General features: G+C 64.8%; 19 protein-coding genes. 5 read left to right on the top strand and 14 right to left on the bottom strand.

What is annotated here, in order from left to right; all coding sequences use genetic code 11:
• Positions 1-71: 71 nt before the first annotated feature.
• Positions 72-1,325, bottom strand: a complete 1,254-nt coding sequence (locus O4H53_RS02400) for an MFS transporter (RefSeq protein WP_269361113.1) — start codon at positions 1,323-1,325, stop codon at positions 72-74.
• A 152-nt stretch (positions 1,326-1,477) separates the two neighbouring features.
• Here O4H53_RS02400 and O4H53_RS02395 point away from each other — a divergent pair, with 152 nt between their 5' ends.
• Positions 1,478-2,143 carry an SOS response-associated peptidase gene (locus O4H53_RS02395; RefSeq protein ID WP_269361597.1) on the top strand — a complete coding sequence of 222 codons (666 nt, stop codon included), beginning with the start codon at positions 1,478-1,480 and terminating at the stop codon, positions 2,141-2,143.
• A gap of 56 nt (positions 2,144-2,199) precedes the next feature.
• On the opposite strand, the gene O4H53_RS02390 is transcribed toward O4H53_RS02395, so the two are convergent.
• Complete coding sequence (locus O4H53_RS02390; RefSeq protein WP_269361112.1) at positions 2,200-2,547, bottom strand: hypothetical protein; 348 nt, start codon at positions 2,545-2,547, stop codon at positions 2,200-2,202.
• Positions 2,548-3,080: 533 nt separating this feature from the next.
• A complete protein-coding gene (locus tag O4H53_RS02385) occupies positions 3,081-3,977 on the bottom strand; it encodes a LysR substrate-binding domain-containing protein (protein ID WP_269361111.1) in 897 nt (298 codons plus the stop codon).
• A 101-nt stretch (positions 3,978-4,078) separates the two neighbouring features.
• Between O4H53_RS02385 and O4H53_RS02380 the strand changes: the two genes are divergently transcribed.
• The gene (locus tag O4H53_RS02380; protein ID WP_269361110.1) at positions 4,079-5,302 is read left to right on the top strand and encodes an acyl-CoA dehydrogenase; all 1,224 of its coding nucleotides are present in this window, start codon (positions 4,079-4,081) and stop codon (positions 5,300-5,302) included.
• A gap of 379 nt (positions 5,303-5,681) precedes the next feature.
• Entirely contained in the window at positions 5,682-6,227 is a 546-nt protein-coding gene (locus tag O4H53_RS02375; RefSeq protein WP_269361109.1) for a hypothetical protein, read from the top strand.
• Between the two features lie 96 nt (positions 6,228-6,323).
• Here the strand turns inward: O4H53_RS02375 and O4H53_RS02370 are convergent, their stop codons facing one another.
• From O4H53_RS02370 to O4H53_RS02330, 9 genes are all read right to left on the bottom strand, one after another.
• The gene (locus tag O4H53_RS02370; RefSeq protein ID WP_269361108.1) at positions 6,324-7,565 is read right to left on the bottom strand and encodes a mandelate racemase/muconate lactonizing enzyme family protein; all 1,242 of its coding nucleotides are present in this window, start codon (positions 7,563-7,565) and stop codon (positions 6,324-6,326) included.
• A gap of 54 nt (positions 7,566-7,619) precedes the next feature.
• Positions 7,620-8,708 (bottom strand): zinc-binding dehydrogenase, encoded by a 1,089-nt coding sequence (locus O4H53_RS02365; RefSeq protein ID WP_269361107.1) that lies wholly within the window; start codon positions 8,706-8,708, stop codon positions 7,620-7,622.
• Between the two features lie 100 nt (positions 8,709-8,808).
• Positions 8,809-10,014: a TCR/Tet family MFS transporter gene (locus O4H53_RS02360; protein WP_269361105.1), complete on the bottom strand. Its 1,206-nt coding sequence runs from the start codon at positions 10,012-10,014 to the stop codon at positions 8,809-8,811.
• A gap of 5 nt (positions 10,015-10,019) precedes the next feature.
• Positions 10,020-11,345, bottom strand: a complete 1,326-nt coding sequence (locus tag O4H53_RS02355) for a lyase family protein (RefSeq protein ID WP_269361103.1) — start codon at positions 11,343-11,345, stop codon at positions 10,020-10,022.
• 30 nt (positions 11,346-11,375) lie between these two features.
• Positions 11,376-12,164 (bottom strand): 3-oxoadipate enol-lactonase, encoded by a 789-nt coding sequence (pcaD, locus tag O4H53_RS02350; RefSeq protein WP_269361101.1) that lies wholly within the window; start codon positions 12,162-12,164, stop codon positions 11,376-11,378.
• Positions 12,164-13,360 (bottom strand): endonuclease/exonuclease/phosphatase family protein, encoded by a 1,197-nt coding sequence (locus O4H53_RS02345; protein ID WP_269361099.1) that lies wholly within the window; start codon positions 13,358-13,360, stop codon positions 12,164-12,166. Before O4H53_RS02345 ends, pcaD begins: the two co-directional genes overlap by 1 nt.
• A complete protein-coding gene (locus tag O4H53_RS02340) occupies positions 13,357-14,325 on the bottom strand; it encodes a threonine ammonia-lyase (RefSeq protein WP_269361097.1) in 969 nt (322 codons plus the stop codon). The genes O4H53_RS02345 and O4H53_RS02340 overlap by 4 nt, the downstream gene beginning before the upstream one ends.
• A complete protein-coding gene (locus O4H53_RS02335) occupies positions 14,322-15,146 on the bottom strand; it encodes an alpha/beta fold hydrolase (protein WP_269361096.1) in 825 nt (274 codons plus the stop codon). The genes O4H53_RS02340 and O4H53_RS02335 overlap by 4 nt, the downstream gene beginning before the upstream one ends.
• On the bottom strand, positions 15,146-15,832 hold the full coding sequence (locus O4H53_RS02330; RefSeq protein ID WP_269361095.1) for a haloacid dehalogenase type II: 687 nt from the start codon (positions 15,830-15,832) through the stop codon (positions 15,146-15,148). Before O4H53_RS02330 ends, O4H53_RS02335 begins: the two co-directional genes overlap by 1 nt.
• A gap of 189 nt (positions 15,833-16,021) precedes the next feature.
• On the opposite strand from O4H53_RS02330, the gene O4H53_RS02325 reads away from it, so the two are divergent.
• The gene (locus O4H53_RS02325) at positions 16,022-16,450 is read left to right on the top strand and encodes an FKBP-type peptidyl-prolyl cis-trans isomerase (RefSeq protein WP_114275354.1); all 429 of its coding nucleotides are present in this window, start codon (positions 16,022-16,024) and stop codon (positions 16,448-16,450) included.
• A 35-nt stretch (positions 16,451-16,485) separates the two neighbouring features.
• Here O4H53_RS02325 and O4H53_RS02320 read toward each other — a convergent pair whose 3' ends face one another.
• Positions 16,486-16,881 (bottom strand): hypothetical protein, encoded by a 396-nt coding sequence (locus O4H53_RS02320; RefSeq protein WP_269361092.1) that lies wholly within the window; start codon positions 16,879-16,881, stop codon positions 16,486-16,488.
• 146 nt (positions 16,882-17,027) lie between these two features.
• On the opposite strand from O4H53_RS02320, the gene O4H53_RS02315 reads away from it, so the two are divergent.
• Positions 17,028-18,143, top strand: a complete 1,116-nt coding sequence (locus tag O4H53_RS02315) for a THUMP domain-containing class I SAM-dependent RNA methyltransferase (RefSeq protein ID WP_269361090.1) — start codon at positions 17,028-17,030, stop codon at positions 18,141-18,143.
• Positions 18,144-18,462: 319 nt separating this feature from the next.
• On the opposite strand, the gene O4H53_RS02310 is transcribed toward O4H53_RS02315, so the two are convergent.
• Positions 18,463-19,254 carry an enoyl-ACP reductase FabI gene (locus tag O4H53_RS02310; RefSeq protein WP_269361088.1) on the bottom strand — a complete coding sequence of 264 codons (792 nt, stop codon included), beginning with the start codon at positions 19,252-19,254 and terminating at the stop codon, positions 18,463-18,465.
• Positions 19,255-19,263: the final 9 nt, after the last annotated feature.

Here is a 19,263-nt window from a genome sequence, read left to right as displayed (position 1 = left end):
CCGGGCGCCGGACTTTTCGAAAAGTCCGGGCCGATTTTTTCAAAAAAATCGTCACCGCCCGGACGGCGGGGTCAGCGCGCGGCCTGTGCCGGTTCCGACGGCTGCTGCGCGGCCTCGGCCGTCTGCAGGGCAGAGGTGCGGCCCGCGTTGAGGGGCTGAAAGCTGGACTTCTCCGCATCGGCCACCGCCTCGCGCTTGGAGATCCGCCAGAGCGTGTAAAGGATCACTACCCCGTGCGAGACCGCCGTGGTCATGAACAGCGCGCGGATCCCGATCTCGGCCATGGCAAGGCCCGCCACCGTCGGCCCGATGATCGAGCCGATGCCGAAGGTCAGCAGCAGCCCGCCCGAGATCTGGATCGCCGTGCCGGGTTCGGCGTGGTCATTGGCATGGGCCACGATCACCGGATACATCGCATAGATCGAGCCGCCCAGCAGCGCGGCCAATGTCAGGTTCATCATCCGCCCCTGCGGGGCCAGCAGGATAAACCCAAGGTCGGCCACCAGCGCCAGCGCCGCCACGCCGACCAGCACCTTGCGGCGGTCCATCCTGTCGGACATCAGCCCCACGGGCATCTGGATGATGGCCCCCGCGAGGATCGGGATCGAGATGAAAAAGGACACCGCCGCCAGGACCAGCCCCACGTTCTGCGCATAGACCGCCGCCAGCGTGCCAAAGGCGGCGTTGGAGACACCAACCCAGAAGACCGCAAAGACCGCGACGGGCGAATTGCGCCACAGCGCCGCGAGGTTGAGCTTTACGGTGACCAGCGGCGCGGGGGAGGAGGAGGAGCTGAGCGCGGTCGGCACCAGCGCCATGCAATAGAAGATCGCCGCCAGGGCAAAGAACAGGAAGCCCGAGGGGTCCCCCACCGTCAGCATCAGTGATCCTGCCGTGCTCGCCGCGAGGTTGACCATTGTGTAGACCCCGAAAATGCGGCCACGGGTGTCCGGGGTGGATTGCTCGCTCAGCCAGCTTTCCACGATCATCGCCGCCCCGGCGAAGCAGAAACCGCAGACGCCGCGCAGCACGATCCAGGCCCAGGGGGTGATCTGGATGGCGCTGGCCAGCATGGAAATCGCCGCAATCGCGGCCATCGCGCCAAAGGCCCGGATGTGGCCCACCCGCGCCACCAGCGGCGGCGTCATGATGCAGCCCGACACATATCCCACGGCCCAGCCGGTGCCCAACAGCCCCAGCGAAATGGCCGAGAACCCTTCGATCGTGCCGCGCACGGGCAGGATCAACCCGTTGATTCCGCCTGCAAAGAGCAGGAAGGCGGAGCCAAGCAGAAGCGCGCTGACGGGCAGGAATTGTCTGATCATCACTTGATATCCTATGGCCAATTGCCCGAAGCTTGCCAGATATGCGCCGCCTTTTACAGGTGGGGTCTGCGATTATCCGGGCACCGCCGCTTTTGCAGGTTTTCGGGGCGCAGGACAGGCTCAAGGCCGGTGACGGCCGGAAAGGACAGCAGATGTGCGGACGGATTGCAGTGACCTTGCCCCATGATGCCATGGTGCGGCTCTTTGCGGCGACGCCGGCCAACAACCTGCCGAAGGTGCCGCAGTATAATGTCTGCCCGACGAACCAGGTCCATATTGTCACTGGCAGTGGCGGTGGGCCGCGAAGGCTGGGCGCGATGCGCTGGGGGTTCATCCCCCGATGGTACAAGAAACCGGGCGATGGTCCCTTGCTGATCAACGCCCGGGCCGAGACGATTGCCGAAAAGCCTGCCTTTGGCGCGGCGGCGCGGGAACGGCGGGGGCTTGTCGTGGCGTCAGGGTTCTATGAATGGACCAAGGATGCGGAAGGGGGGCGTGACCCCTGGTACATCACCCGGCGCGACGGGGCGCCCCTGGCCCTGGCCGCGATCTGGCAGGACTGGCGCGCGGAGACTGATGAGGGGCTGCGGACATGTGCGGTGGTGACCTGCGCCGCAAATGATCCGATGCGGGCGATCCATCACCGCATGCCGGTCATCATCGAGGCGGCGGACTGGCCGCTCTGGCTTGGCGAGGCGGGCAAGGGGGCGGCAACCCTGATGGTGCCCGCAGCCGATGATCTGCTGACCTGGCATCGGGTGGACCGTGCCGTCAATTCCAATCGCGCCGAAGGGCCGGAACTGATCGAAGAAATCTGAACGCAGAAAAGGGCCGCGTCACTGTCACGCGGCCCTTTGCGGGGTCGTCTTTGATCTCAGTCGTTCAGCGGGGCGGGATCATATGAAATCTCGCCTTCCATCAGGCCTTCGCCGTCTTCACCGTTGGTGAAGGTCAGGGGGGTCGCATGGGTCAGGTTCAGGCGATAGGTCGCATCCACTTCGATCGGGCCGGATGTCCATGTATCCTCGGGGCCGGAGAGGTGCTGAACCTGGCCGCTCTGGTTGGTGAAAATGACATTGTCACCGGGCTTTGCGTAGATGGTCGAAGGGAAATAGGACCCTTCCACGATCAGCACGGATTGGTTGTCGGCCTGGGCCGCACCGGCCCAAAGCGTGCTGGCAGCGGCAATTGCGCAGGCGCCTTTGCAGAATGATGTAAGCATCGAAGTGCTCCTTGTAACGGCCCCACCCGGTTACGGATAAATTTGCTTAGAAGGTAAATGCGGCATAAATTTGGCGAATTGCCGCTTTGTGCCCCTGTTGCAGCGTCCCGCCTTTGACCCGGGGCAGATCACATCGCCACTGTCCGGAGAGCGCGTAGCGTGGCAGGGTATTGGCGATGCAGGTTCAAGGCAGGGCGCGATAAGTTCCTGACCGGCGTCCTGCTCCCAAACCGTCCCGCGCAAAGCCTGACTCACGCAACCTTGCCTGAAATCAGGGATTTCAACGTTACGAAAAACGCCTCTGCGCGCCGTTCCGCAACCGACGACATGTCATGTAAGACATGTCAAAAATGACAGGTCTTGCATGACATGTCTGCAAGTGAGGGGAGCAGGGAGCAGGCGGCAAAAGTCGAAAGTGTAATGCGTAATGCGTAAAGCCAATGGTTTGGGCTTCGGTCTGAATGACCCGAGGTCGCCTGAAATCCATGATTTCAAGCGGGGATGACGAAGGTTTCAGGTAAAGGCGGAGCGCTTCATTCCTCGGCCTGTCCGGCCTGGGCCGCGAGCCAGGTGATGAAGGAGCCAAGTGCCGCGCCGGTGTCGCGGTCCCGGGGCCAGACCAGATAGTAGCTGCCGATGCTCTGGGTGGTCTGGTCGGAGGCCAGGATCAACTGCCCGTCGCGCAGATAGGGATCGGCAAAGAAGGTTGGCAGCAGCGCCACGCCCAGCCCATGGATCGCCGCCTGCGCCATGGTGGAAAACTGATCAAAAACCATGCCCGCGGGCGGCTCCGCTTCAACGCCCAGGGCGGCCAGCCAGCGCGCCCAGCCTTTTGGTCGCGTTTCCAGATGCAGCAGGGGGTGGTTCAGCATCTCTGCCGCGTCATGCACCGGCGCCTGCATCAGGTCGGGGGCGCAGACGGGCACCACGGTTTCGGGCATCAGCGGCAGGTAGCTGACGCCGGGCCAGTCCTCGCGCCCGAAATGGATCGCGGCGTCAAAGGTGCTGTCCTCGATCGCATAGGGTTTCAGCCGGGTGGAGAGGTTCACGGTGACTTCCGGATGGCTGCGGGCGAAATCGCGCAGGCGGGGGGCCAGCCAATGCATCCCGAATGCGGGCAGGATCGACAGGTTCAGCGCGCCGCCCAGGGGGTTGGTCCGCGCCGCCACGCTGGCCTGCGCCAGACGGTGCAGGATGTCACGGACGTGGCGGACATAGGTTTGTCCGGCTTCGGTCAGGACAAGCTGCCGGCCCTGCCGGGTCAGCAGTTCGACGCCAAGTTGCGCTTCCAGCGTCTTGAGCTGCCGGCTGATCGCGGATTGCGTCAGCGACAGTTCCTCTGCCGCGCGGGTGGCCGCGCCCAGCCGCGCCACCGCCTCGAAGGCAAGCAGGGCAGAGATCGACGGCAGGAAGCGGCGGGGGGCGATCATCTATGACTTTTTCTCATATATGCAGGACAAAGCAGCGATAGTCATTCAGGGCCGTTTTTGCAATACTGCGCGCAACCGCACCCCCCAATGGAGGAACTGCCATGAACGCCGAAGCCCCAATCCTGCGCGCCAAGGATGCCCCCGATCTGGGCACCTTTGACTGGACCGACCCGTTCCGTCTGGACAGCCAGCTGACCGAAGACGAGCGGATGATCCGCGATTCCGCGCATGCCTATGCCCAGGAAAAACTGCAGCCCCGCGTCATCGACGCCTTTGCCAACGAGGAAACCGATCCGGAAATCTTCCGCGAAATGGGTGAGATGGGCCTGCTGGGCATCACCATCCCCGAGGAATACGGCGGCTTGGGCAGCGGCTATGTCTCTTACGGGCTGGTCGCGCGTGAGGTGGAACGGGTGGATTCCGGCTATCGGTCGATGATGTCCGTGCAATCCAGCCTGGTGATGTATCCGATCTATGCCTATGGGTCAGAGGCGCAGCGCAAGAAGTACCTGCCCAAGCTCTGCACCGGCGAATGGATCGGCTGTTTCGGCCTGACCGAGCCCGATGCCGGTTCCGACCCCGCCGGGATGAAGACCCGCGCGGTCAAGACCGCCACCGGCTACAAGCTGACCGGCTCCAAGATGTGGATCTCCAACGCGCCCATCGCCGATGTCTTTGTTGTCTGGGCGAAATCCGATGAACACGACGGCAAGATCCGCGGCTTCGTGCTTGAGAAGGGCATGAAGGGGCTGAGCGCGCCCAAGGTCGGCAACAAACTGTCGCTGCGCGCCTCGATCACCGGTGAGATTGTCATGGACGGTGTGGAAGTGAGCGAAGAGGCGCTGCTGCCGCATGTGCAGGGGCTCAAGGGGCCGTTCGGCTGCCTGAACCGTGCGCGTTACGGCATTTCCTGGGGTGCCATGGGGGCGGCGGAATTCTGCTGGCACGCGGCACGCCAATACGGGCTGGACCGCAAGCAGTTCGGCAAGCCCCTGGCGCAGACGCAATTGTTCCAGAAGAAACTGGCCGACATGATGACCGAAATCTCGCTGGGCCTGCAAGGCTCGCTGCAGGTGGGCCGTCTGATGGATCAGGCCAATGCGGCGCCCGAGATGGTCTCCATCGTCAAGCGCAACAACTGCGGCAAGGCGCTGGATGTCGCGCGCCACGCTCGTGACATGCACGGCGGCAACGGCATTTCCGGCGAATTCCAGGTGATCCGTCACATGATGAACCTGGAGACCGTGAACACCTACGAAGGCACCCATGACGTGCATGCCCTGATCCTGGGCCGTGCGCAGACCGGCTTGCAGGCGTTCTTTTAAAGCGCCCCGCCTTAAATTTGAATCGCCGATATCCTGCCGCGCTTCGCGCTCTCGGGACATCGGCGATACGGAGTGTATCAGGTCAAAGGCGGGACGCTGCAAAGCACCGGATTGAGGGGGCGTTCCTCCCCCTCAAACTCCCCCTCCGGATATTTCCTGCCAAAAAGAGAATGACCCCATGCCCGCTGGCATGGCGCAGCCTCCGGCCCCGCCGGGCGCTGTTTTGTTGAGGAATCACAACAACGGAGAGTGCCGCCGGGGCATTTTTGCACCATATTTGGGCATCAAACCGGATTGTGAACGGAATATTGCAGTCGTGTTTTGCTTTTGAAAACGCTCGCGGGTTAGCTTTAACGCGCAAAGCGCAACAGGAGTTCCCATGTTTCGAAATTTTTTTGCCGCCTGTCTTCTTTCCGTTTGTGTCCAGCCGGTCCTGGCGGCTGATGGCCATCCGGCATGCAGCCGCGCCGGGCCGGGGCTGAACTTCTGCGCGGGCGAAGATTTCATGCGCATCGACAAGGGGCAGAGCATGGGGATCAGCTATTGGCTGCATCCTGATGGCTTCATTTCCAAGGTTCTGGCCGAAAAGGACGGCACGATTGCCGCCACCCAGCAGGCGATCGAGGCGCGGATCATCGAGATGATCAATGCGCGCGCCGGGGCGGTCGGGCAGGACTTCGAATTTGTCGATCTGGACAGCCGGTCGATCAATGGCGCGCCTTTTGGCACTTTGACCTATCGCCTTGCGGGTCCGAAGAAGGCGACAACCGTGTTGCACAGCTATGCCGCGCTGAATGGTGTGCTGGTTCAGGTGCTGAGCCAGGTCGCGCCGCGCAGCTCTGCCGGTGATACCGAGGCGCTCAGGCATGCGCATTTCGCGGCTGTCGGCGCATTGCAGCCAACCGGGCCGGAAGCGGAACTCTGATCCTGTTGCGTCATGCGAAAAACCACAATCACCTGACGCTGCCTGAAATCATAGATTTCAACGCGTCACGTGATCTCTGATGCTTCAGGTAATTCGTCAGACGCTTTGGTCGCGCGGGGCGGGTGCGCCCCCTTCGAAATTATTGCCATTCACATAGTCGCAGGGCGCTTCCTGCATTTCCAGATGCAGGCCGGTGCCGGTATAGGGATGGGCGCGGGCCAGTTCCTCGTCCACCTCGATGCCGAGGCCGGCGGCGGTGGGCGCGGGGATAAAGCCGTCTTCCACCCGGATGCTGCCCTTGATCAACGCGTCATGAAACGGGGTTTCGATGGTTTCGGCCATCAGCAGGTTGGGGATGGAGACGGCGAACTGGATGTTGGCCGCCCATTCCACCGGCCCTGCATAGAGATGCGGTGCCATCTGGGCGTTATAGACCTCTGCCATGGCGGCGATTTTCCTGGTCTCCCAGATGCCGCCGGACCGGCCCAGTGCCGGTTGCAGGATCGCCGCCGCCCCGGCCCGCAGGACGGGCGCGAATTCGGCCTTTGTCGTCAGCCTTTCGCCCGTGGCGATGGGGATGCCCACGGCACCGGCCACCTGCGCCATCTGAGCGACATTGTCGGGCGGCACCGGTTCTTCGTACCAGAGCGGGGAATAGGGCGCGATGGCCTGGCCCAGCCGGATCGCGCCTGCGGTGGTGAACTGGCCATGGGTGCCGAAAAGCAGATCCGCCTTGTCGCCCACTGCCGCGCGGATCGCGGCGCAGAATGCGACGGACTGGCTGATGTCGCTCATCGCGGGCATATGGCCGCCGCGCAGGGTATAGGGCCCGGCGGGGTCGAACTTCACCGCCGTATAGCCGCGCGCGACACAATCGGCGGCGGCTTCGGCCGCCATCCCGGGTGAGGTCCAGAAATCGGCCAGGCTGTGCTGGGGCAGGGGGTAGAGATAGGTATAGGCGCGGACCCTGTCGTTCATCCGCCCGCCGATCAGCGCATGCACCGGGCGGTCGCGGTCCTTGCCCAGGATGTCCCAGCAGGCAATCTCCAGCCCCGAAAAGGCCCCCATGACCGTCAGGTCGGGCCGCTGGGTGAAACCGCTGGAATAGACCCGCCGGAACATCAGCTCGATGTTTTCGGGGTTCTCCCCGGCCATGTGATGCTCGAAGACATCCTTGATCACCGCGCGCATGGCCTCCGGGCCGACAGAGGCGGCATAGCATTCGCCCCAGCCGGTGATGCCGGTATCCGTCGTCACCTTCACCAGGATCCAGTAGCGCCCCCCCCAGCCCGGGGCCGGGGGCGCGGTCACGATGATGTCCAGATCGGCCAGCTTCATGCCTTCAATCCTTCTTTATGTCCGAAGTACCCCGGGGGGCAGGCCACCCGGGCGTTACCTGTCGAACAGGATCACGTTCCGCCGCGCGGCACCACCCTTGGTATCGGCAATCGCCTCGTTGATCTGCTCCAGCGACCAGCGCCCGGAGATCAGCTCGTCCAGTTTCAGACGCCCCTGAAGGTAGAGGTCCACCATCCAGGGGATGTCGCGCTGGATTACCACATCGCCCATCTTGGAGCCGACCATGCCCTGTCCCATGAAGGCCATGGTCACCGGTTCGTAAGAGGACATTGCGCCGGAATGGGGCATGCCCACCATGATCACCTTGCCACCGCCCGCCAGATAACGCGGTGCCGCGTCATAGGCAGGGATCGCGCCCACGGTGACGATGACCGCGTCAGCGCCGCGGCCCATCGCCTTTTGCGCCGCGCGCCAGGGCTTGGGCCCGCTGGCCAGCACGCCGTCGGTGGCACCGAATTCCTTTGCCACGGCCAGTTTCTCTTCGCTCATGTCCACGGCGACGATGCGCCGCGCGCCTGCGATGCGTGCGCCCTGGATGGCGTTCAGCCCCACGCCGCCTGCACCGATCACCACAACGTCCTGACCGGCGCGCAGACCTGCCGCATTGACCACGGCACCAACCCCGGTGATCACGCCGCAGGCGATCAGGGCGGCGGCTTCCTTGGGGATGTCAGGGCTGACCTTGACCACCTGGGATTGTTCGACCACGACCTTTTCGGCAAATGCGCCCGAGGCCATGGCCTGATGCAGCGTGCCGCCGTCTGCCGTCTTCAGCGGGCCCTTGTCGCCGTCATAGGGGGTTTCGCAGACCGTCGGGCTGCCGCTGGCGCAGCTGGGGCAGGCGCCGCAGGCGCGGATCAGGGTGACGACAACACTGTCGCCCGCCTCGAGACCCCGCACATTGGCCCCAACCGCCGATACGCGGCCCGCCGCCTCGTGGCCATAGACCGCAGGCAATGTGCCGCCCCAGGCCCCTTCGGCATAGGAAATGTCGGAGTGGCAGATCGCGACCGCATCCAGCGTCACTTCGACTTCGCTGCCCTCGGGCGCGCGCAGCTGCACCTCTTCGATCACGAGGGGAGCACCGAATTCATGGGCGACGGCGGCTTTGATCATTTGCACGGGTAAAATCCTTTCCGGGGCAAGTGGCGTGGTCTCTGGGCGGCAGCCTGACCCGGAACTGCGGTGCGGCGCAACCGTGGAAGCGGCGGGGAGTGTCGCTTTACGTTGCGTCGGTTCGCACAGCGGGACGGATGAACAGCAAGAGTGCCGTAACAGAGAGGCACATGGCCACCAGGAAGGGCGCGCCGGGCAGATAATGCGCAGTGTCGCGCTGGGCGAAAGTGGCAAAGGTCCAGGTCATGGCCAGGGGAGAGAGGATCATCGCCAGCGAGGCGGCAGAGGTCAGCGCGCCCTGCAATTCGCCCTGGGCATTGGCGGCGACCCGTTGTGACATGATGCCCTGCAGGGCAGGCGGGATCACCCCGGCAAGTGCCGCCAGCGGTGTCAGGGCCAATGCCAGCGGCCCGGAAGAGATGATCCCCAGCGTGCCATAGGCGGCAATGGCAAAGACCTGACCCAGCACGACGGTGCCGCGCTCCCCGAACCAGTGCAGCGCCAGCCGGATCGCGCCGCCCTGCACCAGCGCCATTACCGCGCCGAAGACACCCAGTGACAGGCCGATGACGGCGGGTGTCCAGCCGAAACGCTCCTGGCCAAAGTAGGACCAGACCGAAGGATAGACCGCAAAGGCCACGTGATAGAGGAAATAGACCAGCAGCAATTGCCGCAGGCCGGGCAGGTGGCCCAGCTGGCGCACCACGCCCAGAGGGTTCGCGCGCCGCCAGTCGAAGGCACGGCGGTTCTCCGGGCGGACGGTTTCACGCAGCACCACCCAGCCCAGCAGGACATTGCCGCTGGCAAGCCCCGCCGCGGCCCAGAACGGCGCGCGGGTGCCGTATTCGGCCAGCACGCCGCCGATCAGCGGCCCCAGCACAAATCCCGCGCCAAAGCTGGCCCCGATCAGGCCAAAGTTGCGGGTGCGCTCGCCGGGGGCGGAAACATCGGCCATATAGGCGGTTGCGGTGCTCTGGGTGGCGGCGGTGATGCCACCGACGATCCGGCCTGCCAGCAGCAGCCAGATGCTGCCCGCCAGCGCCATGACCACGTAATCGGCTGCCATGACCAGAAGCGATATCAGCAGGACGGGCCGCCGGCCAAAGCGGTCGGAAAGGCTGCCTAGCGCGGGGCCGCAGAGAAACTGCATCACCGCAAAGCTGGTGGCCAGCAGGCCGCCCCAAAGCGCCGCTTCGCCCAATGTGCCGCCGCGTACTTCGCGGATCAGATCCGGCATCACCGGGACCATCAGACCGATGCCGATGGCATCGATCATCACGGTCAGCATGATGAAGACGACGGCGGGCCGCATCCGCGTCAGAGCGACTGGGTCCGTGCGGCAAAGCGTTCCGCCTGCCTGCTGGCGTCGCCGGTGCCGGAGCCGGGGGCAAAGACCGCGCGGTCAAGCTGGGGGTAATCGGCGAGCGCCAGTGTTTCCAGCGAGGTGCGTTTGTCCAGCGCGTCGAGGCAAAGCGCCTTGGTGACCTTCTGTGCCTCGGGGCGCGGCATGATCTCGGCCAGGGCAAAGCTGAGGGCCTCGGCGTGGATCAGGCCCAGCCCGCTTTCAAGGTTGGATTGCATCCGGACCGGGCGGGGGACAAATCCGTCGGCCAATTCCCTGGCATGTCCGAGGGCAGCGGCCAGCGACAGCGACAGCTGCGGCACCGCCATCCATTCGGCGAACCATGCGGCGCCGTCACGTTGGTGCTGGTGGGCGGCGGCGGATTGCAGGCTGCTGCGCAGGCCGGTGAACTGATGCCCCAGCGCCACCATGGCCGAGGGGGCCACCGGGTTCTGCTTTTGCGGCATGGTCGAGGAGGCCCCGCCGGAGCCGAGCGAGATTTCCTGCGTGTCGCTGCCCGACAAGGCGATCAGGGTCTGGCCCATATGCGCAAGCGCTGCCATGACCTGACCCTGCCAGTCCGCGATGCGCAGGATCGGCGTGCGGTCGGTGTGCCAGGACCGCTGCGGGTCATGCAGGCCCAGGGCCTTTGCCAGACCGGCGCGAGTCGCCGCTGCGTCATGGCCCAGTGCCGAGGCGGTGCCGGAGGCGCCGGAGAGCGACACCCAGAGCGAGGTCTTGCACAGGTGATCCAGCCCGGCCAGCGCGTCCAGCAGCGGCGTTCCGAACTGGGCCAGCACGGCGCCCCATGTGGTGGGCGTGGCGTATTGGCCATAGGTGCGGGCGGGCATCGGCTGATGCGCATGTTCCGCCGCTTTCTGCCCCAGCGCCTTGAGGATATGGCGCAGGTCCGCTTCGGCCAGCGCCAGGGCCTGCCGCAGGCGCAGCATCAGCCCGGTATCGACGATGTCCTGACTGGTGGCCCCCCAATGGACGTATTGCGCATGTTCCGGTGCGTTCATCTCGGCCCTGAAGGCCGCCACGAGGCCCGGCACCGGCACGCCGTTCTGCCCGGTGCTGGCCCCCAGCGCCCCCGGATCCACGGCAATTTCCAGCGATGCGCGGTGGATTGCGGCGGCGGAGATTTCGGGGATCACACCCTGCGCGCCCTGAACCTTGGCCAGCGCCCCTTCGACCAGCAGCATCGCGCGCAGCGCCGCGCTGTCGGTGAACAGCCGACCGGTCTCGCCGGGGTTGAACAATTGCGCGAAAAGCGGTGAATCGAAAACCGAGGCCGCCATCAGAACTGGCCCTCCGGCAGAGTGGATGTGTCAGACATGTCCGACCCCTTTCAGAAAATCACTGAGCACGCCGGCATATTCCCGGGGCTGTTCCACGCAGGGCAGGTGGCCTGCCTTGCGGATCAGGTGGAATTTCGAGCCGGGGACAAGGTCAATGGTTTCGCGCACCAGATCGGGCGGGGTGGAGCCGTCCTCGGAGCCTGCGATGCCCAGCAGCGGCAGGCGCAGGGAGGCGGTGGGCGTGTAGAAATCGGTGCCGGAAATCGCGGCGCAACAGCCCGCGTATCCGGCATCCTCGCCGCGCACCAGCATGTTGCGCCAGAGTTCTAGTTCCGGCCGGGCGCGGAAATCGGCGGCGAACCAGCGTTCCATCACCGCATCGGCCAGGCTTTCGATGCCGTCTTTCTCCACGGTGGCGATGCGTTCGGCCCACATATCCGGGTTGCCGATCTTGGCGGCGGTGTTGCTCAGCACCATGGCGCGGACCAGGTCCAGCCGCTTGGTCGCCAGCCCCTGGCCGATCATGCCGCCGATGGAGAGGCCCACAAAGACGCATTGCCGGACGCCGAGGAAATCCAGCAGCCGTTCGACATCCGTGATCAGCGCGCCCATCGAATAGGGCGCAGGCGGGCAGGAAGACAGCCCATGCCCGCGCTTGTCATAGCGGATGATCCGCAGCCCTTCAGGCAGCATCGGCAGAACCGGATCCCAAAGCCGCATGTCGGTGCCCAGCGAATTGGCAAAGACCACCGGCGCGCCGTCTTCGGGGCCGTCCACACGGTAATGCAGGCGCACGTCGCCGGTATCGAAAATCTTCATCAAGGGTCTCCGTTCAGTTCTATGGTGGCCATGATCTGCCCATGATCCGAGGCCAGCTTGTTATAGGGCGCCTCGGGGTGGCTGCCATCGGTCAGGTGGTCGTTCAACACGCTGAAATAGGTCATTTCGCCGATATGCCCCTTCCAGTCCGGCAGGAAATGCCGCGACAGCATGATTTGGTCAATACTCTCGTAGTTGCCGCCGAAGGCCGCCGTATAGACCATGTCGCGCAGGGATTTGCGCACAAAGAGCTTTTCCGCCGGATGCAGCCGCAGCGCTTCGATGTCTTCAGTGATCTGAGCGCTTTCGGCTTCGGTATAACGGTCGCCGCGATGCTGTGCATCATGGCGCAGCATCCAGGCATAGTTCCTGAAGGGGACTTCGCCGGTGATGATCTCGGTGCTGACGGCATGTTCGCCATCGTTGAAATCCCCCAGCACGATCACCGGGTTGCCTGCGCGCAGCTCCTGAACGATGGCGCCGCGCAGCACCCAGGCCTCGGCCATGCGGCGCATCGCGGCACGGGCCGCACCCAGCGCGCGGCCAATGGGATCATACTGCGTCAGGTCGGCCTCCGGCGCGAATTCGGCCTCCTCCGGGCGGATGTATTCGCCCAGTTTCGATTTCAGGTGGCAGTTGAAAACGGTGATGACCCGCCCTGCCACCGGCACTTGTACCTTCAGGATGGGGCGGCTCAGCTTGTGGATGGTGAATTGGCCGCCCTCGTCGCCGCCGAAGGTCTGAAAGGGGATCTGCAAGGGCCGGTCCAGCACCTGAATGATCTGCGGCTCTTCGGCAAACCCCAGGCGCGACAACACCGCCACACCGGGGCGGCGCTGGCCCGGCGCCCCGTCATGCACATTGGGCGCAAAGGCCAGCGCGGCATTGCCGTAATCGCGGTAGGCCAGCCGGTCGAAAATCGCCCGGTGGCGATAGCGCTTGTCCGCGCCCGGCAGGCTGGCAGCATTGCTGTCCATGCCATAACGGTCGGCGCGGGTGATGGTGGCGCGCAGGGGGTCCTCTTCAAAAATTTCCTGAAAGCCGATCACATCGGCATTCAGCGTGGCGATCTGGTCGGCCAGCCAATCCTCTTTCCAGGCGTATTCCTCGGGCGTGTAGGACTGGAACCGGTAATATTCCTTGTCCGGCCCGATCAGGTTCTTGACGTTGAAACTGGCGATCGTGAAAGCGGTCATAGGGTGGCGAGCGCCCGGGCAAACATGGCGGGGTCCACATTGCCGCCGGAAATGGTGACAATCACGTCCTCCCCCGCGATCTGATCTGCGCGGTAGAGCGCGGCAGCCAGTGCCACCGCAGCACCGGGTTCCGCCACCAGCTTGAGCCGGTTGAAGGCCTGACCCATCGCCGCCAGCGCCTCCTCCTCGGTCACCACAAGGCCGGGACCGCAGAGGCGGCTGAGAATAGGGAAGGTGATATTGCCCGGCTGCGGCGTGAGGATCGCGTCACAGATGTTGCCCGAACCCTGCGCGTTGCGCTCGATCCGCCCGGAGACGAGTGACCGCGACACATCGTCAAACCCCGCAGGTTCTGCCGGGCGCACCCGCAGCCCCGGCGCTTCGGCCTCCAGCGCCAGTGCGATGCCGCTGGTCAGGCCGCCGCCGCCGCAACAGACAATGACATCGGCGGTCTCGATCCCCTGTTCCGCCGCCTGCTGTGCAATCTCAAGCCCGCAGGTGCCTTGCCCCGCGATCACCTGCGGTTCGTCGAAGGGTTTGACCAGCGTCAGACCACGCTCCGCGCTGAGCCTTTCGCCGATCTCGTCGCGGTCTTCGGTGGCGCGGTCATAGGTGATGACCTCGGCCCCCAGGGCGGCGGTGTTCGCCAGTTTCAGCGCGGGGCTGTCGGCGGGCATGATGATGACGGCGGGCACGCCATGCATCCGCGCGGCCAGCGCCACACCCTGCGCGTGGTTGCCCGAGGAAAAGGCGATCACCCCGCGCTTGCGCACCTGCGCATCCATCGCCGCCAGCGCGTTGTAGGCGCCGCGAAACTTGAAGCTGCCGGTGTGCTGCAGGCATTCCGGCTTCACCCAGAGACGGCGGCCCGCGATCTCGTCCAGAAAGGGCGATGACAGCAGCGGGGTGCGCCGCGCCTGACCCTCCAGGCGCTGGGCAGCGGCGCGGATCATCTCGATGTTCATGACAGTTTTCCTATCCATTCTTTCAGGGCGGCAATCGCCTCCGGTTCATCCAGAAAGGGAACATGGCCGCGCCCCGGCACCACGGCGGTGATCATGTCGGGACGGCGTTTTTGCATTTCGGCCAGGGTCTCGGCGCTCAGCAGGTTTGACGCGGCACCCCGGATGCATGCCAGCGGCAGGCCCGCCATGGCATCGAAGAAGGGCCAGAGGTCGGGCGCGGGCTGGCCCATCGCCGCCTCAACCGCTTTGCGCATCTGCGGATCATAGGTGATCTTCAGCCCTTCGGCGTCCTGCACATAGTGTTTTTGCGCCTCTTCCAGCCAGCGGCTTTCGGGCACGCCTTCGAATTCGGGAAAGGCGCGGGCCATGGCGGCGGCGGCTTCCGCATGGGTTTTTGCCGCCGGGTTGCGCCCGATGTAACCCATGATGAAATCCAGCCCCGCCGGGTCGATGAAGGGGCCCACATCGTTCAGCGCCACGCCCAGCAGGCGGTCCTTTGCCCCCGCTGCCAGCCCCATGGCATTCAGCCCGCCGCGCGAGGTGCCCAGGATCGCCACCTTGTCGAGACCCAGATGCGCCAGCAGTTCCAGCACGTCGCGGCATTCGACGGGCAGGGTGTAATTCCGCCAGTCGGGATCGAAACCGGATTGCCCGCGCCCGCGATAATCCAGCCGGATCAGCCGGTTGCCCGCCAGATGCGGGGCGACATAGTCGAAATCGGCACCGGTACGGGTGAGCCCCGCAAGGCAGAGGATCGGCAGGCCCTCGCCTTCGTCGGTGTAATGCAGGGACAACCCGTCGGACGTGGTGAATTTCCCCATCACAGGCCCGCCAGTGCCGGGATGCCGGTCAGGTCTTGCAGCCGGTGCACAGGGGTCCAGGGCAGGCGGTCCAGCGGCTCTCCGCCACGGTTGACCCAGGCGGTGACAAAGCCATAGCCGGTTGCCGCCGCCGCGTCCCAGCCGTTGGAGGAAACAAACAGTACCTCGTCGCGCGCGCAACCGAAATGTTTGCCCACCAGATCATAGACCGAGGCGTCGGGCTTGAAGATGCCGACACTTTCCACCGAGAGCGAGACATCCAGCAGATCGCCGATCCCGGCGCTGTCGACCGCGCCCTGCAGCATCGCGGGGGATCCGTTGGAGAGGATCGCGGTGTTCATCCCGCCCTGTTTCAATGCGGCAAGCATCGCAGGGACTTCCGGATAGGCCTGCAATTCCCAGTAAAGCGCCAGCAGCCTTTCGCGCAGGGCGGGATCGCCCGCGTGGCCGGTTTTTTCCAGCGCCCAGTCCAATCCGTTCTGGGTGACAATCCAGAAATCCTCATGCGCCCCGGTGACGGCGCGCAGCCAGGAATATTGCAATTGCTTGCTGCGCCAATGCTCTGCCAGCACCGGCCAGTCGTCCCGAATCGCGGTAAATGCCGGTTCCGATGCGGCCTGACGCGCGGCGGCGGCGACATCGAACAGCGTGCCATAGGCGTCGAAAACGCAGGTGGTGATGGGCATGCGCGGTCTCCTTGCTTGGGGGCAGATTGTCACGGTGCGTCCGGGCTTGAAAGACCCGAAATGGCGCTTTGCGCGCCCCGGGCGCGGGGGGTTTACACCCGTGCCATGCTTTGAAAGGGTAGCGCGAATCCGAAGCACCCGCGCAGATACGCGGCCTTTTATACATTCCCGAACAGATTGGAGATCTTCATGACTGAGGTTAAATCAGGCGATAAAGTTGCTATTCACTACACCGGCACGCTGCTGGACGGCACCACATTCGACAGTTCCGAAGGGCGCGACCCGCTGGAATTCGAAGTCGGCTCCGGCCAGATCATTCCGGGCCTCGACGGTGCCCTGCCGGGCATGGCCGTGGGCGAAAAGAAAGTGGTCAAAGTGCCCAGCACCGAAGCCTATGGCGCGGTGAACCCCGAAATGCGCCAGGCTGTCCCGCGCGAGGGTATCCCGGCGGACATCCCGCTTGAAATCGGCACGCAGTTGCAGATGCAGACCCCGGACGGGCAGGCCCTGCCGGTGACCGTGGTGGATGTGGACGAAGCAACCGTGACGCTGGATGCCAACCACCCGCTGGCAGGCAAGGACCTGCAGTTCGACATCGAAGTTGTCAGCATCGGCTGAGGCTTGCAGGCGGGGCCGGACCCCGCAACCGGAATTCAGGGGCGCGGTTTCAGGGTCTGAAGCTGCGCCCCTGTTTCATTCGCCATTGCCGCCGGATCCAGCGCGGAGCCTGTTGCGCCGGCGGTGGGCCGGTTCACCTTGACCCGGTCGCGGGGGCGGGTGCTGACCTGAACCGCGTTGTTCTCTGCGCCCTGCGGCAGCACGGCCGGGCTGGCCTGCGGCGTGGCCGCGGCATCGCGCCCCATCATGGCCAGGATCGCATCGCTGCCCGCAGTGGTCAGCGCCCGGCGCAGGTCCGGCTCGGCCCGCAGGATGGCGGCGATGGTCAGCATCAGCACGATCCCCAGGATGCGGGACCAGAACAGCGCGCGGCGCGACCGGTCCCGGCGCGATTGCAGCACCTCGTGGCGGTATGTCTCGAAGAAGTCCATGCCCGCCCTCTACGAGCCGAATTCGGCAAAAACAGGGCGCGCCTTTGATTTCTGACGCGGACGGAAAATTCGAATTTTCCGGGCCGGACTTTTCGAAAAGTCCGATCCCCCCTCGCAGATGTCGGTCCTTGGGCCTATGGAGGGGCATGAACAGCGATAGCACCTTTGAAATCTTCCTTGTCTGCGCCCCGGGGCTGGAGACCGTCCTGCTTGAGGAAGTCGTCGAGAAAGGCTTTGCCGCGCCCGCACCCGGTCCGGGCGGCGTGACGGTCAGCGGCGGCTGGCCCGAGGTCTGGCGCGCGAACCTTGAATTGCGCGGGGCCACGCGGGTGCTGGTGCGCATCGGGCAGTTCATGGCCTTTCACCTGGCGCAGCTGGACAAACGCGCGCGCAAGTTCCCCTGGGGCGAGGTGCTGCGTGCGGATGTGCCGGTGAAGGTACAGGTGACCTGCAAGGCCTCGAAAATCTATCACGCGGGCGCCGCGACCCAGCGGATCGAGACGGCGCTGCGCGAAAGCCACGGCATCACGGTCTCGGCAGAGGCCGAGCTGGTCATCAAGGTGCGGATCCACGACAACACGGTGACCATCAGCCTCGACACCAGCGGCGAGGCCTTGCACAAGCGCGGCCACAAGGAAGCGGTGGGCAAGGCCCCGATGCGCGAGAACCTGGCCGCGCTTTTCCTGCGGCAATGCGGCTATGACGGCACCGGGCCGGTGCTGGACCCGATGTGCGGCTCCGGCACCTTTCTGATCGAGGCGGCGGAGATCGCGGCGGGTCTGAACCCGGGGCGCAGCCGCAGCTTCACCTTTGAGAACCTTGCCAGTTTCGATCCGGCGCGCTGGGAAGAAATGCGCAGCACTGCGCCGGGCACGCCGCCCGAAAACCGCTTCTTCGGATCGGACCGCGATGCGGGGGCCATAAGGATGAGCAGCGCCAATGCCGCGCGCGCAGGCGTGGCGGAGTGGATCAGCTTTGCCTGCCATGGGGCGGGCGAGGTGATGCCGCCCGAGGGCCCCCCCGGCCTTGTGATCGTGAACCCGCCCTATGGCGCGCGGATCGGCAACAAGAAACTGCTCTATCCGCTTTACGGGACTTTGGGTCAGACGCTGCTGAGCCGGTTCAGGGGCTGGCGTGTCGGGCTGGTCACCAGCGAGCCGCCGCTGGCCAAGGCGACAGGGCTGCCCTGGCAGCCGCAGGGCGCGCCGGTGGCCCATGGTGGCATGAAGATCTGGCTCTGGCAGACACCGGTGCTGCGCTGAGGCGGGGGGGGAGGTCTGGATAAGGCCACGCCTTGCCTCTTTCGACGGCCAGAACTTCAGGGGATCCACATATTGCGCCATGCAGTTCGGGTCCAAACCGGACCTTGGCGCGACGGGGGGCGGTTCGGGCGCTGCCAAAGCTTTGCTTTGGCAATAGGTCGTCACTTTGAGAGCGCAGATCGGGCTCAAACCGGACCTTCGGCGCGAGGCGCGTGAAAGTCTGGTAAGCGGGCTATGTTTCCGTCAATCAATACGTCTCAGGCCCGGTTCTCGCACCGCTTTGGTTTCAGCGCGACCCTTCCGTGGTGCGCGCCCGGGTTCAGAGGTTCTCGGCCTGTGGCATTCCCAGAACGTGAAAGCCGCCATCGACATGGATGATCTCACCGGTGGTGCAGGCGCCCGCATCGGAGGCCAGGTAGACCGCCGTGCCGCCCACGGCCTCCAGCGTCGCATTGGCGCGCAGAGGCGCGTTCATGTCGGTGTGCTTGTAGGTCTTGCGCGCCCCGCCGATCGCGGCACCGGCCAATGTTTTCATCGGGCCGGGCGAGATGGCGTTCACCCGGATGCCATCGGGGCCCAGATCATTGGCGAGATAGCGCGTCGCGCTTTCCAGCGCGGCCTTTGCCACCCCCATGACGTTGTAGTTCGGCACCACCTTGTTCGATCCCTGGTAGGTCAGGGTCAGCAGGGTGCCGCCCTTCTCGACCATCAGCGGATGGGCGCGGCGGGCCACCTCGATGAGGCTATAGGCGGAAATGTCGAGCGAATGCTTGAAATTGGCGCGGCTGGTGTTCAGGAACCGGCCTGTCAGTTCGGATTTGTCTGAAAAGGCAATCGCATGGACCACAAAGTCGATGGTCGGCCAGCGCGCCTCCAGATTGTCGAATGCGCGGTCGAGCGAGGCGTCGTCGGTGACATCCACATCAACCATGAAATCCGCGCCGATGCTTTCCGCAAGCGGCTTCAGCCGGCTGCCAAAGGCTTCGCCCTGATAGGTGAAGGCCAGTTCCGCGCCTGCCTCTGCCATCGCCTTTGCGATGCCCCATGCGATGGAGCGTTCGTTGGCGACCCCCATGATGAGGCCGCGTTTTCCCTTGAGCATATCCGACATGATCCGGTC

The sequence above is a fragment of the Sulfitobacter sp. G21635-S1 genome (assembly GCF_027213915.1).
Taxonomy (GTDB): Bacteria; Pseudomonadota; Alphaproteobacteria; order Rhodobacterales; family Rhodobacteraceae; genus Sulfitobacter.
The sequence above is the reverse complement of the archived record's forward strand: the minus strand, read 5'-3'. Positions and strand labels throughout refer to the sequence as shown.